General features: G+C 54.3%; 7 protein-coding genes. 3 read left to right on the top strand and 4 right to left on the bottom strand.

The features are described from left to right. Both ABLU88_RS01845 and ABLU88_RS01840 read right to left on the bottom strand, forming a co-directional pair. Positions 1-186: a YnbE family lipoprotein gene (locus ABLU88_RS01845; RefSeq protein ID WP_004121063.1), complete on the bottom strand. Its 186-nt coding sequence runs from the start codon at positions 184-186 to the stop codon at positions 1-3. Continuing rightward, positions 186-2,825 (bottom strand): YdbH family protein, encoded by a 2,640-nt coding sequence (locus ABLU88_RS01840; RefSeq protein WP_348836126.1) that lies wholly within the window; start codon positions 2,823-2,825, stop codon positions 186-188. The genes ABLU88_RS01845 and ABLU88_RS01840 overlap by 1 nt, the downstream gene beginning before the upstream one ends. Positions 2,826-3,020: 195 nt before the next feature. Here ABLU88_RS01840 and ABLU88_RS01835 point away from each other — a divergent pair, with 195 nt between their 5' ends. The 3 genes from ABLU88_RS01835 to hslJ all read left to right on the top strand — a co-directional run bounded on the left by ABLU88_RS01835 (position 3,021) and on the right by hslJ (position 5,223). After that, a complete protein-coding gene (locus ABLU88_RS01835; protein ID WP_004850371.1) occupies positions 3,021-3,518 on the top strand; it encodes a DedA family protein in 498 nt (165 codons plus the stop codon). A gap of 149 nt (positions 3,519-3,667) precedes the next feature. Next, on the top strand, positions 3,668-4,657 hold the full coding sequence (locus ABLU88_RS01830; RefSeq protein WP_004112629.1) for a 2-hydroxyacid dehydrogenase: 990 nt from the start codon (positions 3,668-3,670) through the stop codon (positions 4,655-4,657). 125 nt (positions 4,658-4,782) lie between these two features. Then, a complete protein-coding gene (gene hslJ, locus ABLU88_RS01825; protein WP_014229134.1) occupies positions 4,783-5,223 on the top strand; it encodes a heat shock protein HslJ in 441 nt (146 codons plus the stop codon). Here the strand turns inward: hslJ and ABLU88_RS01820 are convergent. Beyond that, positions 5,220-5,492, bottom strand: coding sequence for a DUF333 domain-containing protein (locus ABLU88_RS01820; RefSeq protein WP_004101621.1), 273 nt, complete (start codon positions 5,490-5,492; stop codon positions 5,220-5,222). The genes hslJ and ABLU88_RS01820 overlap by 4 nt on opposite strands. A 283-nt stretch (positions 5,493-5,775) precedes the next feature. Further along, positions 5,776-16,110 carry a carbohydrate binding domain-containing protein gene (locus ABLU88_RS01815; RefSeq protein WP_348836125.1) on the bottom strand — a complete coding sequence of 3,445 codons (10,335 nt, stop codon included), beginning with the start codon at positions 16,108-16,110 and terminating at the stop codon, positions 5,776-5,778. Between the last annotated feature and the right edge of the window lie 10 nt (positions 16,111-16,120).

Raw genomic sequence — 16,120 nt, 5'->3', positions numbered from 1 at the left:
TCAGAACAGATCGCTACGCGATTTGAGCAGATTCTCAACGTCTTTATCCAGCTTGATATGAATTTCATGCTCAATTTTGACGTTCATATTGATGGTGATCGGCTCTTTCGATGCCGCGATTTCAATACGCGGCGTACAGCCCGCCAGCAGCGCGGTGGCCAGAAAGGCGGCGAATAGTTTGATCATTATTGTTGTTCCTTACAGGTATGACTGTCCTGACAGCGCGGCGCGGGCAGCCTGGCGTTCTGCTCCAGCCACGCCTGCAGATTGTCGCCGAAACGCAAGCTGCGCCACAGGTCAAAAATATTCTCTTCATGGGAGTAGTTTAAGTGCACCGTATTGCTTTTGCCTTCTACCCGGCTGGTGCCGCTAATCGTCGCCTTCAGCGTCAGCACGCCGAGGTTATCGAGGTTGATCCGCGTCCACGAGGTGGCCACTTCCATATAGCGCAGCCAGTTAATGGCCGCCCCGGCGGAGACGTTGTCAGCCACCAGCGCGTCTGCCGTGTCTTTATCAAGACGCATCGTCATCGGCCCCGGATTGCTGAACCAGCCGTCCTTGATAATCCATTTATCGTTATCCAGCCACAGCGGCAGCGCACCGTTAAACGGGCCGGACACGGCGAACTGCTTCACTTTAATCGCGCTAATTAACTCGCTGCTGGAGATATTTTGCAGACGCAGCAGCGCCGGATCGTGCTGCGGCATCCGCAGCTGCTGCATGGTCAGCTTGCCGCCGAGAATATCGACGCTGACGTTGCTCAACTGTAAAGGTGCGTCTTCACTCCAGGGATATGCGCCCTGGAGATCCGCCGTCAGATTGCGCGCGGTGAACTGGTTGACGACTTCGCCGATGCGCAGCGATACCGGATGGCGGGTGCCAAGCTGCCAGGTGCCGCCGCTAAAGCGGAACGGCAGCACAAAATCGACGCCGTTGATCTGGTTATCCGGCATCCAGGCGCTGCCGTCTTTGAGCACACCGTGACCGCCCGCCTCGAAGCCCTGTTCGGCGGCGGCAGAGAATGCCACCTGCGCGTAGAGCGTTCCCTCACGCAGGTTCATCTTCCACTCCGGCGGCACCAACGGCTGGAAAACGGTCAGCGACTGTTTTGGCCACCACGCCTCACCGCGCAGACGTTCGCCGTCCCAGCGCCCGGTCACGCGCACGGGGCCAATTTTTTGCGCATGCAGGGAGCCGCTGAACCGGAACCAGGTCGGATCGCGGCCATCAATGTTGAACTTAAGCGTTGACGGCGGCAGTTCGCTGCCGCCGCTGAAGGTGGTTTTCCCGGCATCCAGCGACAGCGCGCCGGTCAGCTTGGGATGCTGCTCATCGCGCAGCCAGTGGATCGGTTTTTCCAGCGTCAGGCGCGGGGTACTCACCAGCATGGATCCATACTGCAACTTATCGAAACCGGTCGACAGGCTGTTGAGCACAATGGCGCTATCAACCCATTCGCCCGCGCCTTTAACATCCCAGCGCGCCTGCATCGGGGTGAAATGGCCATCGCCCCAGTAGCGCCACTGCCAGCGGCCGCGGTCGGGCATAAAGTTGTCGGCCTGGCCATCAAGATGCAGGATAAAATCCCCCATCTCCTGCTCATGGGCCCGTAGAATAGCCTGCAGGCGGCCATCAACGCCCTGTTGCGTCACTTTAACGCCCGCCAGCGGCCAGCGGATTTCATCGATATTCAACGAATCGATGACCCGCCCGCGCGAACGCAGCAGCGCGCCGGGGTGAAAATTGAGCACCGGCGCGGTAAGCGGCCCGCTCAGCTGCGCGGGCAGTCGGGCATAAAAAATCAGATCGCCGAGCTTGGCCTCGCCGGTCAGCTGTAGCGGCATGTCGCTGCTGTCCATGCTCAGCTTACCGGGGCCGATATTCAGCACGGCGTTGCCCTTCCCGGCCTGACCCTGAGTGAGCACGTTAAGACGCCCGCTGACCTGCATCTGCTCGGTGCCCTGCTGCCAGTTGCCCAGCGAAAGCGCAACCCGGCCGCTCAACGCATTGCCCGCGTATTCGGTGTGCCAGCGGCCATCGCTGATGACGATACGATCCGGGGTGATTTCCCACGGCAGGTCAAGCATCGGCTCCACTTCACCGCGCGGCGTGACCAGCAGCTGCCCGCGGTTCTTCTGCCACTCCAGCTCGGCATCGACAAGACCGGGAGTTTGTGGAAATTCAAAGGTGCTGAACAGGTGGCCGTCGACCGGCAAACCGTCCGGCACCAGCGGCATCTGAAACTCGCCCACCAGCTTCACCGGCGCCTGGTCTTCCACCAGACGCGCGGAAAAATCGCTGACCGTCAGCACCTGGCCGCGCAGCCGCGCCTGGAGGGTAACCTCTTTACCGGCATAGCCAATATCCTGCTGCTGCGGCGTTAGCGACATCACCAGCCGCCCCTGCCATTTCTCCCACGGCGACAGGCGCAGATTGTCAACCGTCAGCCAGCTGTAAGGGAGCATTGATTGCCATTCGGCGAGGGTTTTCGGCGCCCCCGGCGCGGCTTCGCTTTCCGGGAGCTTGTTCAGGCAGGCGCTGTTTATATCCAGCTCGCTGATATGTAAACGCCAGCGGCTGGGACGCGAGAGCGAGGCATTGGCGACGCGCGCGATTTCGCAGTCGCCGACCAGGTAGCGCAGATCCGGAATACGCAGCGCGGAGCGCGTCAGTCGCGGGCTTTCATTAAGTGAGATTCGGGTTCCCGCCGGTAGCCAGATACCTGCCAGCGTGGGCACCCAGTGGGTGAGCGTTAATAGCAAAGCCAGCGGTAGCAGCACGAGGGCTAATAATAGCGCGATGGCGGCTTTATATTTACCCTTCATGGGCAGCTAATATCCTGATTCGAAATAAGTAAAAGCCGAGAGGCCGCTATTGTGGCACGTTCGACCTGTGAGTTAAAGTTTCCATCCCGTTTAAGCGTAGTCGCCGCTATGTGATTCACCAGCCGGCTATTTAACCGGGGTTTAGTTTTCGCCTGCGACACTGGTTCACACCTGCGAACGTAAACGGATGGTGCTGTGGACTTAATTATCTCGCTGATGGAATACGCTCAGAGCCGCTATTCATTGGTATTGCTGATGGTTTTCCTGCTGACGTTCACGAAATCTTGCGCCGTTATCTCGCTGCTGATCCCCGGCACCTCCGGACTGCTGCTGTTCGGCACCCTGGCATCGGCCAGCGTCGGCCATTTTTTGTTAATGTGGATGAGCGCCAGCCTCGGCGCCATCGGCGGATTCTGGCTCTCGTGGCTGACGGGCTACCGCTACCGGCACCATCTGCATCGTATCCGCTGGCTTAATGCCGAACGCCTCGCTCGCGGCCAGCTGTTCCTGCGCCGCCACGGCGCGTGGGCGGTCTTTTTTAGCCGCTTTCTCTCTCCGCTGCGCGCCACCGTGCCGCTGGTCACCGGCGCCAGCGGGACCTCTCTCTGGCAGTTTCAGCTCGCTAACGTCAGTTCAGGTTTACTCTGGCCGCTGGTCCTGCTGGCGCCAGGGGCGCTGAGCCTCAACTTTTAATGAAACGTATTGTCTTTTAAAGAGATTTCTTAACTCTACGATATGCTCTAGAATTAATACTATAACCTGCTGATTAAACTAGTTTTTAACATTTGTAAGATTATTTTAATTATGCTACCGTGACGGTATTATCACTGGAGAAAAGTCTTATGAAAATCGCTGTATACAGTACGAAACAGTACGACAAGAAGTATCTGCAGCACGTCAATGATGCATACGGCTTTGAACTGGAATTTTTTGACTTCCTGCTAACCGAAAAGACCGCCAAAACCGCCAACGGCTGTGAAGCGGTGTGCATCTTCGTAAACGATGACGGTAGCCGCCCGGTACTCGAAGAACTGAAAGCCCACGGCGTGAAGTACATCGCGCTGCGCTGCGCGGGGTTCAACAACGTTGATCTCGATGCCGCGAAAGAGCTGGGCCTGCGCGTGGTGCGCGTCCCCGCCTACTCACCGGAAGCGGTCGCAGAGCACGCGATCGGCATGATGATGTCGCTAAACCGCCGCATTCATCGCGCCTATCAGCGCACCCGCGATGCGAACTTCTCCCTTGAAGGACTAACCGGTTTCACCATGCACGGTAAAACCGCCGGCGTTATCGGTACCGGTAAAATCGGCGTCGCCGCGCTGCGCATTCTGAAAGGCTTCGGTATGCGTCTGCTGGCATTTGATCCCTACCCAAGCGCCGCCGCGCTGGATATGGGCGTGGAGTATGTCGATCTTGAAACCCTGTACCGGGAGTCTGACGTTATCTCTCTGCACTGCCCGCTGACCGATGAAAACTACCATTTGCTGAACCATGCCGCGTTCGATCGCATGAAAGACGGGGTGATGATCATCAACACCAGCCGCGGCGCGCTCATCGATTCGCAGGCAGCGATCGACGCCCTGAAGCATCAGAAAATTGGCGCGCTGGGGATGGACGTATATGAGAACGAACGCGATCTGTTCTTTGAAGATAAGTCTAATGACGTGATTCAGGATGATGTGTTCCGCCGTCTCTCTGCCTGCCATAACGTCCTGTTTACCGGTCACCAGGCGTTTCTGACCGCGGAAGCGCTGATCAGCATTTCACAAACCACCCTCGACAACCTGCGTCAGGTGGACGCTGGCGAAACCTGCCCTAACGCGCTGGTCTGATATTCCTTTCCCTTTTGTGCTCCTCCTCTGCGGGGGGCACATTCAGATAATCCCCACAGTAATCGCCTGCGATAAAGTTACAATTCCCTTCATTTATTAATACGATAAATATTTATGGAGACTAAATGAACAAGTTTGCTGCGCTGCTGGCGGCGGGAATGTTGCTATCGGGCTGCGTTTATAACAGCAAGGTGTCAACCAGAGCGGAACAGCTTCAGCATCACCGTTTTGTGCTGACCAGCGTTAACGGGCAGCCGCTGAATGCCGCGGATAAGCCGCAGGAGCTGAGCTTCGGCGAAAAAATGCCCATTACGGGCAAGATGTCTGTTTCAGGTAATATGTGCAACCGCTTCAGCGGCACGGGCAAAGTCTCGGACGGCGAGCTGAAGGTTGAAGAGCTGGCGATGACCCGCATGCTCTGCACGGACTCGCAGCTGAACGCGCTGGACGCCACGCTGAGCAAAATGCTGCGCGAAGGCGCGCAGGTCGACCTGACGGAAACGCAGCTAACGCTGGCGACCGCCGACCAGACGCTGGTGTATAAGCTCGCCGACCTGATGAATTAATAGTTACCGCAGCTTCCGCCTGCCAGCGCCTGCTCGCTGCAGCGCTTGCCGTTCGGCAATGCGCACATGCCGATAGCGGAGCCATCAAGCTGGCGGGCGACCGATAACGAGCCGCCAACCATGGCGCAGTTTGCCTGGCCGGAGCTGCTCATCGCGGCACGCATTCCCGGCGACACGTGCGCCGCCGTTGCCTGCTGAACAGGTTCATCATTGCTACTACACGCCGACAGTAACAGCGCAGCACATCCCACTAAAAACGCAGCTCGCATCTTCTCTCCCCTCAGATACATCTTAAAATGAACAAGCCTAAGGATAATAGGCAGCTCAGCGCGCCGCGTCGAGAGGCGAAGTACGTATTTATGCGTTGTGTTAACATTTATTAGCAAATTTTTTGGTCGCTTTTATTCATCCTCAGTTTCAGAACGCAAAGCGCCCTCACTATGTCATCCATGATGAGGGCGCCGTTTCGGTTTGTATTTCAGGCTATTAAATTTAACTCACTGCGCAATCCGTGGTCTGGTAAATCATCACCTTAGAACAGAGCTTAGCCTTTTAATCACTTGAAACGCCTCGAATAATATTTGAATTACGCATAACAAACGCGTGAAAACGTGACAAGATTACGCCCGTCATACCACCGTTTCTGTCCAGATAGTACCCATAACGCACAACAGTCTGGCCGGTACCTGGCGGAACGATGAAGTCCATTGACTGAATTTCCATACTCCCATTTTCCTGCTTATATAAAACGCCATCAATAGAGAGCGCACAGGTCATGGGACCACCACCTGAAGTATCACCGGTACCCAGCATGAGAATACAGTACCCTAGTTTACCCATACTCAACGAGCCACCTTCATAACTCTTGTACTCCATACCTGCCGTTAATTTACCTCCACCCGTAATATTAATTGAGTCGTCCTGGCGAAGCGCGCCTAAAAGCTGCACTCGTTGCTCGAACGGCTGGCGATCAACAGCAAGCAAATCGAACCAGGCCCATTGTGCTTTCGCAATTCGACGGGAGCGGTGCTGAGCAATATTGATTGCCCACGAGCCGACGTCTCCAATAATCTTATTAGCCCTTACGGTGCCCAGGATATTACAACTCTCATTAATAACTACATTATTTAAAGTACCTGTATCAGCCTGTATTTCACCGCGAACAACAACGTTATTGAATTCACTACTTCCGCTCTTGGTAATACTCCAGCCTCTCCATCCGGCCACATAATTAGTAGAGGAAAGTCGATCTGTGATTTTGGCAATATCAATCGTGCCGTTTTTAATTCGCGCCGAATCAATATACAACTCGTTACCTTCCGCAATCATCACCGGCACGGCGGTTTTGCTGATGGCATTAAAAATAGAGAAACGATCAGCATTAAAAATGATGTCACTTGTCGAACCATCACTGGCTAATACCATCCCTGCGCCAACTCTCTTATCACCTTTTGTCTCAACTTTAATTGAGTACATCGAGTTAATTTTGCCTTCCGAATCCGCTATCGTCTCTCCCTGGGTCTTAACTTTACCCTTCAGTTCTCCGACCGTTATATCCAGGCCATCTACCTTCTCTACGCTAGCCTTTAATGTACCGTCGATTTCCTGCACATTGGCGTTCAGATCGCTCACTGCACTGGCCGTCGCTTTGGTCCCTAAATCAGCTTTCAGGCTTTTAAGCTCCCGGGTATTAGCCTCAATATTTCCTCCGTCAATTTTGACCTGTGTATTCAGGGCAGTAAGTGCCGAAGCGTTCGCTGTATTTGCCACTTGATCGCTGACATCAATGCAAAATACATCATCTGCATACAGATAACCGGCCGACAGGCTGGAACGCAGGGAAATAGTCAGTGCAGCATCGGAGGACGGTTTATAGTCCCCAAAGATCTCCGTCCAGCCGGTTCCGATGCTGGTTGTTATCGGAATATCTTTCAGCGGCCCTGAGCTATTACGGATGCTGATTTTAGTATTACTGGCATTGCTGACCGCAAAGTCACCCGACTTGCGCACCCACGCGCCAATGCGGTATGTATGCCCCGCAATCAGGTTTACGTTCTGATCGCAGGCCGTAGAGCCGCTGGATGTCTTTGTCGCCTGGATAATGTACTTTCCGGACTTAGGGTTCTGCGCCGCCAGTATGCTCCAGCCTGAGTTCACCCATCCGTCAAAACTGCGCTCGAATGAGTTATTCGCCAGCATATTTCCCGGAATCGCTTTTGCTGCGTCGGCATCCGACTGAGTGGCCGCAATACTGTTATTCAGCGACGTGACGCTGCTGCTCTGGCTCTCCAGCTTTCCTTCAGCACTCGTCACCCGGTTGGTCAGAGCAGCCAACGCGGCGGCATCCGCTTTGTGATTAACGTTGTTAATGGTGGTAGTCAGGTCGTTCGTCAACTCCGTGATACTGCTACCCTGGCTAGTCAGCTTCCCTTCAGCGCTCGTCACACGCGTGGTCAGGCTACTGATGGCCCCGGCATTGGCTGCGATATTTACTTCATCTGTAACATCAACAAAATAGAAGTCGTCAAAATACTGCGCGCCAGACTTCAGGGAGGAGTAGATCGCCACATCGACCATCCCGTCTACCGTCGCCTTCCATGTTCCGGTCAATTCAATCCATGATGAACTGGTTGGAAGGTTCGCGGTGTTGAACTGGCGATCGTACAACAGGGACGACTGACCAATACGCAGTTTGTTATTACCCTGGTCACTCATGACCGAACCGCCCTGCGCACGGGCAAACACACCGATTTTATATGTGTTGCCTTTGACGACCGGTACTTTCTGAGAGATCCCGGCCAGGCCCACACCACACATCGCTATTTTGCTGCCGTAGTTGGGCGATTGTGCACTGATAACGGACCCGACGCTTCCCCATCCTGTGAAAGCCTCCTGGCCGCGTTCAAATGAACCGTTGGAAATCAGGTTGCCGGGAATTTTACCATCAGCAGCCAGGCTGGCCGTGGCATCATTCAGGGAGTTATTCAACTGCGTCAGGCTGCTACCCTGACTGGCCATCGTTTTGCCCTGTTCCGTCACGGTATTCTGGAGCGTCTGCAGAGCGGTAGCATCGGCTTTTTTGTTGACGTTGCCGTTTGTCGTATTCAGCCCGTTTTCCAGCATGGTGGTCCGGCTTCCGACACTCGTCAGGATATCACCCTGCTGAGAGACTTGTGTCGTCAGGGAATCAACAGCTGAGGCGGTCGCGTCTGCCGTGCTCTGCGCATTGTAAGCGTCGGTTACATCTGTAATAACCATGTCGTCGATAAACAGATTATAACCCGGCGTGTTGCTGCCGTTCGCCCCGCGCGTAGAGATCCAAACAACGGCACGGGTTGCACCTTTCGCGGTGGCTTTTGCATACCCGGAAAATTTAACCCATTTGTCACGACCGGCCAGCGCTGTTTCGCTGACATTAGCAGCTCCCAGCCATGAGTTTGCGCCCGCATCATTTTGCACGTTGAGGCCGACCACGGTGACCCAGCCGCCTGAGGGGGTTTCACCGGATGGCATCATCGCCCAGAACTCAACCCTGAATACTGCCGCGTCGCGAATGGCAAGGCGTGAACCGATTAGGTCGTCGCTGTTACCGGTAGTGTTCGGTGCACGCGTCACGCGCATGCATTTGCCGCCCGAGTAGCTGACTCCGCTAATAACTCGCGCAGACCCACCCAGGTTCTGATTAACGTCATAAGTTTCAAACGTTCCGTCCAGCCACGGGTTTGAGCCTTTGCGGGCGTTAATATTCAGCGTGCTGTTCAGGCTGGTAATGCTGTCAGCCTGGCTGTTGATATCCTTTTCAGTCTGCGTTACACGATTAGATAACGCGTTTAATGCAGTAGCATCAGCCTTCTTATTAACATTCGCATTGGTGGTTGACAGATCATTCTGCAGCTTTGTAATAGCCGCTCCCTGAGAGGTCATTCCCGCCTCAGCACTGGTCACCCGTGTTGTCAAATCACTGATTGCGCTGGCATTGGCCGAACCCACGGTTTCATCGGTAACGTCATAAACGGCAATGCTGTCGACGGCAACAACTGTCGCGGACGGATATACATAAAAAGCAATCCTTGCGTCTGTGGTGGTGGCCGGCAACGCGGGTATATCTACCGTCAGCGTTTCAAAACCATCTTTTCTGGTTACAACAGCCTGCGTCTGGGTGTAAGTACCAGCGGTCTTCGAATTAAAGATGCGGCATAAAATCCCACCTGAACCTGAGATTAATTTTGCACGTACCTTAAAACGGAACCGGCGTGATGAACTTACCGGGAACCATTTAGCGTTATTCGACATTAATCCAGGATTACTTGCGTCACCCGTATGCGTGATTATCACACCGGGAGCACCCTCCCCGTTTGATGCTCCCCACACAATGCGCCCGGCATTCTGCAGATTCCACGCATTTAATTGGTTTCTGAAATCATAGTTTTCAACCAGATTCTCACCGGTATCGCGAGCGCTATCGAGTGAAGCTTCTAGCTGGGTAATACTGTCACTTTGACTCGTCAGCTTCTCTTCAGCTTCAGTAACCCGGTTGCCTAACGAAGCGACGGCTGAAGCATCGGCTTTTTTCGCGATATTCTGGTCGGCAGTGGCAAGTCCGTTTTGCAGTTTTGTGATGGACTGACTCTGGCTCTCAAGCTTTCCTTCAGCGCTACTGGCCCGGTTTGTCAGATTGCTGATGGCGGTGGCGCTGACCGCAATATTGGTTTCATCAGTCACGTCTACCAGATAGAAATCATCAAAATACTGCTCTCCCGTCGCCAGCAGCACCATGAGCGAGACGTCAAGGACTGCGGTTTTCGTGGCTTTCCATGTGCCCGAAATTTCCTGCCAGACAGAACTCGTGGGCAGCGTCGCGGGGTTAAACTGAACCTCCTTCAGTGGCCCGTCAGAATCGCCAATACGCAGCTTATTATTGCCAGCGGTGCCTGACGGCATTGTTGTTCCACCTGAAACACGCGTGAAGATACCTATTTTGTAGGTGCGATCTTTGGTAAACGAAATCTTCTGAAGCAACGAGACGACACTGCTGCCTGGAACCACTTTAAGAATTTGGGTGCCACTATGCGGCGAAGAAGCTGTGAGTATTGACGTCGCTGATTGCCAGCCGCTGTAACCATCTTTACCTCGTTCAAAAGACGGATTCGTTAACAGATTTCCGACTATCGCCCGGGAAGCATCGGCATCAGCTTTTGTGGCATCAACAGCCGCGACAGTTTCCTTCAGGCTGTTATCCAGCTTCGTCAGACTGCTGCCCTGGCTGGTCAGCGTCTTGCCCTGTTCGGTGACTGTGTTCTGCAACAATTGCAGCGCGCTCGCATCCGCTTTTTTACTGACGCTGGCATTCGTCGTTGACAGACCGTTTTCCAGCGCCGTGGTCTGGCTACCGATGCTGCTCAGCGTATCGCCCTGCACAGAGACTGTTGTCGTCAGGGAGTCCACCGCTTTTGCTGTTGCATCAGCGGTTTTCTGTGCACTCTGCGCTGCAGTAACGTTGCGCAGATGCCAGTCTGCCGCATACCAGACCGTACCAAAGGGTGAACTCTGATTAACCTGCAGGAAGGGACGCATAAAATTCGTATCGGCCGGCACCGTAAAGCGCCATGTCACGCGTTTCCACGCTGCGGTGACTTTGGTATTCCCGCCGGAAAGTCTCGCTTTGATACCACCTGTCGCTGAAGTGGCATTAGCGATATAGAGATTAAAATCCGCCTGTCCGGTTCCGCAAGCAACCACCGCCGACATCTCGAAAACATCACCCGGAGTCACCGCAACATTGTTGATTTTAGGTACATGGTCGCGACCGGCCAGGCGAACCACATACGCAAACGGGCAATCTACAGGTACACCCGCAGCAGTGGCTGAAACGACGTCATAACCCATGCGGTCGTAGGAGGGTTCAAGCGCCGGGTTAGGAATATAATCATCCCCTGCAGCTTTTGCAGCACCAATCGCGCTGGTCAGGGAAGTAATATTACCATTCGCTGCAGTCAGGCCGCTTTCCGTCTTCTCCACTCGTCCGGTCAGTGACGTCAGGGCGCTTTGGTCCGCCTTTTTACTTACGGTGGCGTTGGTCGTTGTCAGATCATTCTGTAGCTTTGCGATCGCCTGGCTCTGGCTGACCAGTTTCCCTTCCGCCGAGTCGACCCGGCTGGTCAGGTCTGTTACCGCCGATGCATTCGCTTTCTTTGACACCCCGGTCGATGAAAAGACGTCGACTTTACGGATATACAGACGTGCACTGTTTGACGGTGTCCAGCCCCCGGCGGCAAATCGCAGATAAACGTAACGCCCGGTAAAATTGGCCGGAATGGTCAGTTCCACGGTTTTCGTCTGCCAGTTGGTCGTTACCCCACTCAGCCACGGTGATATAGACGATAACCAGGCGATCGGATTGCCTAAATCCGCTATCACACCGACGGTGTCAGACGATACGCTGTTAACCGTTTCCGAAGTCCGGTACTCAAAAGAGACCGTGAGAGTCAGTCCGGCCTCAACGGGGATACGCGTGACGTTGGCGACGCGAATGGAGCCAGTCGTGGTTTTCAGGGCTTTTTCACCCGAATCATAAGTGAACGCCGAACCGGTACCGGAGTTTTCCCAGAAGGATAAATCAACATTCATTCCGCCATTGCTGACCAGGCTCCCCTCAGCCAGGGAGTTTTTCAGCATTGTCAATTGGCCAGACTGCGTGGCCAGGTTTCCTTCCGTCCCGGTCACCCGATTGGTTAAGGCAGTGACCGCACTGGCATCAGCCTTTTTACTGACGCTGGCATTCGTCGTGGTCAGGTCGTTCTGCAACTTTGCGATGGCGCTGCTCTGGCTGGTCAGCGTTTTATCCTGCTGGCTGACGCTGGACTGCAGGCCCGTAATGGCATTGCTGTTTGCGGCCACGCCCGATTCCGTTTTCCCGACGCGGTTAGACAGCGAGGTCAGCGTATTTCCCTGGCTGGTTAACGTGGTGCCCTGCTGTTCGACCTTTTGCGTCAGCGTCTGGAGCGCGGTTGCGTCGGCTTTTTTACCCAGATTGGTTTCCAGACCGCTAATTTTGCTGGCCTGCGCGCTCTGCGCTGTCGTCAGGGAGCTCAGTTCCTCCGCCACCGAGGATTTATTGTCGTTGAACTGCGCCTGCAGCGATTCTCTGGCCGTCACCTCTGCTTTATCGGCGGTGATACGCGCGTTCATCTCCTGATACAGCAGGCCGGAGCGCAGGTCTGCAAGGCTGTTACTGTCAGAGGTTCCCCTGATCTGAGCCGCCAGCGTGGAACGTTTCAGCGCCTCTACCTCATCCGCTTGCGTCCGCGCCATCTCCTCATTACGCAGGGCCGCCGTACTTGCTGCCGGCGCCGGGCGCCCAACGGATATCCAGTGGATCAGAAAATAGTTGTCGGCATTCTGCCCCTGGGCCAGATCGAGACGAAAACGGCGAACCGTGCCGGACGCGTTCCAGTTCACGTCGGAAATGGCCACCACGCTGATACCCTCGCCATCAAACTCCTGCTCGGCGATAGTCACCGAGCGGGCATCACTCCAGCCGGTTTCCTCTGTACCAATCCAGTAAAGCCGCCCTTTCCATGCCGGATTACCCACGCGCTTAATACGCAGCATGACGGTGCGATAGGAGGAACCCGGGATTTTTTGCCCGTTTGGCGAACGGCAGGAGGCGGTGCTGTTCGATGATTTCAGCCAGCCTTCGTCCGTGATTTGCATCGGCACCTGACCGGCATCGTCCTCGGTCCACCCTTCATTGTCTTTATCGAAGTACCAGATACTGAACGAATCAAACTGCTGCCCACTACCGGCAGAGATTTCAGCGATCTGACGGGCCAGTGACTCGTCGCCATCCTGAATAATTGTCAGCAGATTATCGATGGCGGCCACCCGCTCATTTTTTTCATTGAGCAGCTGGTCTGCCGCCTGCGCCGCTTTCGCGTTGACGTCCGCAATGCGGTCAGCGGTCTCCTGTTTTACCGCTTTATCCCAGCCCGTATTTGCCTGAGCAATGGACTGTTTCAGGCCGTTTTCAACCGTCTGCAGCTGGGATTTTAACGCCGAGTCCCCCGTAGTCAGGGCTTTATTGACATCTGCTATCTGCTGGTCGACGGAAGTATTAATATCACTCACAGCATCGTTGATGCTTTTGTTTACTGTCGAGATGGTGTCATTGAGGGTCTGATTAACGAGGTCAATATTCTCTGTTATAGACTTATTGACCGTCGCTATCTGCCCATCAACCTGCTTACGGATCCCCCCGGCGGTCTCATTAATGCTCTGGTTTATTTCGTTAACCTGCTGCTCGACCTCTTCACGGATGGCATCAGCGGTTTCCGTCAGCGTTTTGTGGGTTTCCTCCATATCCCGCTGAGATTCTTGCCAGGCTTCGGTGTCCTTAATTGCGTCGGTCAGCTTGTCGTAATACTCCCCGATATCGTCGCTGGCCATCCCCTGCACCCAGACGGTCCACGGACTTTCGTTACCAAGGCGATCGACAATGCGTGCCCGGTACCAGAACGTCGCCGCAATCTGCAGGCCCATCTGCTGATACGAGTTTCCCGGATACGTTACGTCAGAAAGCGCCATCGCGCCGTTGCCGGTTGGATTTGGGCTGTACTGCAGCTCGGTTTTTTGCGTATCGCCACTTCCCTCCGGGAACGCCCAGTTTAGTTGAACGCCATGCAGAAGGGATGTTGTGGTCAGCGAAACAGGTGCCGAAGGCAGGCCGATTTTGCCGGTCAGCGTTTTCTCTTGCGAATATGCCCAGCCGCTCGACACTTCCGCGGCATTGATAGCGCGCACCCTTACGATGTATCGGCCGGCATAAATTCCGCTGACATCAAACGAGGCAACGGAACTCCGGGGCACGTTTATCCAGTTGCCTTCATTGCGGCGCCACTGTGCTTCATAAGCAATGGCATTCTGTACTGCCGTCCAGTGAACCTGCAGCGTTTCAACGCTAATCCCCTGATTAACCACGGAATAAGACTCAACAACGATATTAGCTGGCGCGCTTTGCTTCCCTGGAGGAATAACGCTGATTGGCCGACTATCAATAATCGCACCGGAATCAATCCTGGCGTATTTATCCGGATCGTGAGCGGCTGCGGAAATTGCAAAGGTGCTATCGTTATTATCTTTAACACCCACAACACGATATTGCTGGACCCTCAGAGAGTCAGACTCAATGGCCCATACGCATTCCGGTTCTGGTCTTTCGGCATATTCAGCGGTGACGGTGACGACGTGTCCATCGACGCTCTCAATGGTTCGGCCTTGCGTCCCCCCCGATGGCAGGTTCAATAACAGACGGTCCCCGGCTTTCGCTTCCGTTTTACGATCGAGCGTAATAACGCAGCCATCCACTTCGCGGGTACGGCCACCGTTGACTTTTCCCGCCAGCATTTCGTCCGCCACCGCAATGATATAGCCGGGTTGTGGAATATTACCGTCCAGTCCGACTGAAAAAGTCACTACGCGATCTTTATTGTTGGTCAGAATTCCCCAACGCCCTTTACGGTTGGCCTCCGACTGACGGGTACAGCCAATCGCCGTAAGTTCTAGCTGATTAAATCCATAGCGGGCGACAAGCGGCTGCTCAAAAACCGGCTCCATCGCATCCGCATACTCATTCTCTGGATCAGACCATGAGACGAGCGCGTTGGTATAGCGCGTTTTGCTACTGCTGCTGGCATAGTGAAAACGACCATTGATGACGTTAGCCCTGGTATAGGTGTAATCAATATCACGAGGCATATCCGCCAGAGCAATCACCCGATCGCCACTCCAGCAGGTCATGCCACGGAAAATGGCCGCAAAATCGCGTAACACCGTATAGGCATCGTTGCGATCCTGAACATAGACGTTACATAAATAGCGCGGCTCGGTACCCTCCCCACCTTTACCATCGGGGACGGGTTCATCGCAATATCGTGCTACCTGATACAACGTCCATTTATCAATATTTTCTGAGGTAAGACGATTCCCCAGGCCAAAACGATCGCTGACGATCAGATCGTAAAAAATCCAGGCCGGGTTATCCGTCCACGCCCATTTGAATGCTCCGGTCCAGATGCCTGAATATTGGCGGGTCTCCGGGTCATAGTTATCAGGAACGCGGATCACCCGCCCGCGAGGACTGCAGGCAATTTTTGGAATAGAGCCATTAAACTGACGAGAGTCAAATTCAACGTAAAGCAGGGCCGTGTTGGGATAGCGTAGTTTTGCATCAAGCACCTCAGCATAACTTTGCAGCATCATAACATCGCCAGTTTTTGAGGTATTTGCGTCTTCCGTGACCTTACGCAGGCGCAAAACCCAACCCGTCGTCGCCCGGGGGAGATCAATGCGGTGGCATCGTTCATAGCCGGAAGTGGTCTTTCCGCTTACCGCACTCTCCAGCACCGTCTGCCAGCTACCACCATCGGTTTGCAAATCAACGGCATAGCTGACGGCGTTCCCTACCAGATCGCCATTATCTTCCTGTTTCAGTAAAGATGGCCATTTTAAGCGCAGGCGGACGGCGGAAAGCTGGGTATTACTAAAAGAGCGGGACCAGGCCGTTTTGCTGGAGACTTCCACTCCTACGTTAATTTCATTTTCTGAACCGGGGATCCCCTGGATGTAATTCTGTGCCTGAGTTCCCGGTCGAAACTCCCAGGCGACACCGCTAAAATTTTGCGAGCCGTCGGAATTTTCCAGCGGCGTACCATCAAGGTAAATATCTTTTGCGGTAAGCGCACCGGCAAATTCACCCTCGCCCAGCGCAATGAGAATTTTTGCTTTCGCAACAGACTGTAAATCATCAGGCTGTTCCGTTGGGGTACGCGGGCTTGAACTCCCGCCCTTACAACCTTTAATGAGATGCTGTGTCATAGATATTTTGTCCATAAAAAAACCA

Source organism: Klebsiella sp. GW_Kp182, assembly GCF_040062275.1.
In the GTDB taxonomy this organism is placed as follows: domain Bacteria; phylum Pseudomonadota; class Gammaproteobacteria; order Enterobacterales; family Enterobacteriaceae; genus Klebsiella; species Klebsiella michiganensis.
This window is presented reverse-complemented; position numbering and strand designations above follow the sequence as displayed.

Excerpts from the sequence above, each read along its gene's own strand:
- ABLU88_RS01845 (WP_004121063.1), bottom strand. The coding sequence starts at position 186 with ATGATCAAACTATTCGCCGCCTTTCTGGCCACCGCGCTGCTGGCGGGC.
- ABLU88_RS01840 (WP_348836126.1), bottom strand. The coding sequence starts at position 2,825 with ATGAAGGGTAAATATAAAGCCGCCATCGCGCTATTATTAGCCCTCGTG.
- ABLU88_RS01830 (WP_004112629.1), top strand. The coding sequence starts at position 3,668 with ATGAAAATCGCTGTATACAGTACGAAACAGTACGACAAGAAGTATCTG.
- hslJ (WP_014229134.1), top strand. The coding sequence starts at position 4,783 with ATGAACAAGTTTGCTGCGCTGCTGGCGGCGGGAATGTTGCTATCGGGC.
- ABLU88_RS01820 (WP_004101621.1), bottom strand. The coding sequence starts at position 5,492 with ATGCGAGCTGCGTTTTTAGTGGGATGTGCTGCGCTGTTACTGTCGGCG.
- ABLU88_RS01815 (WP_348836125.1), bottom strand. The coding sequence starts at position 16,110 with ATGGACAAAATATCTATGACACAGCATCTCATTAAAGGTTGTAAGGGC.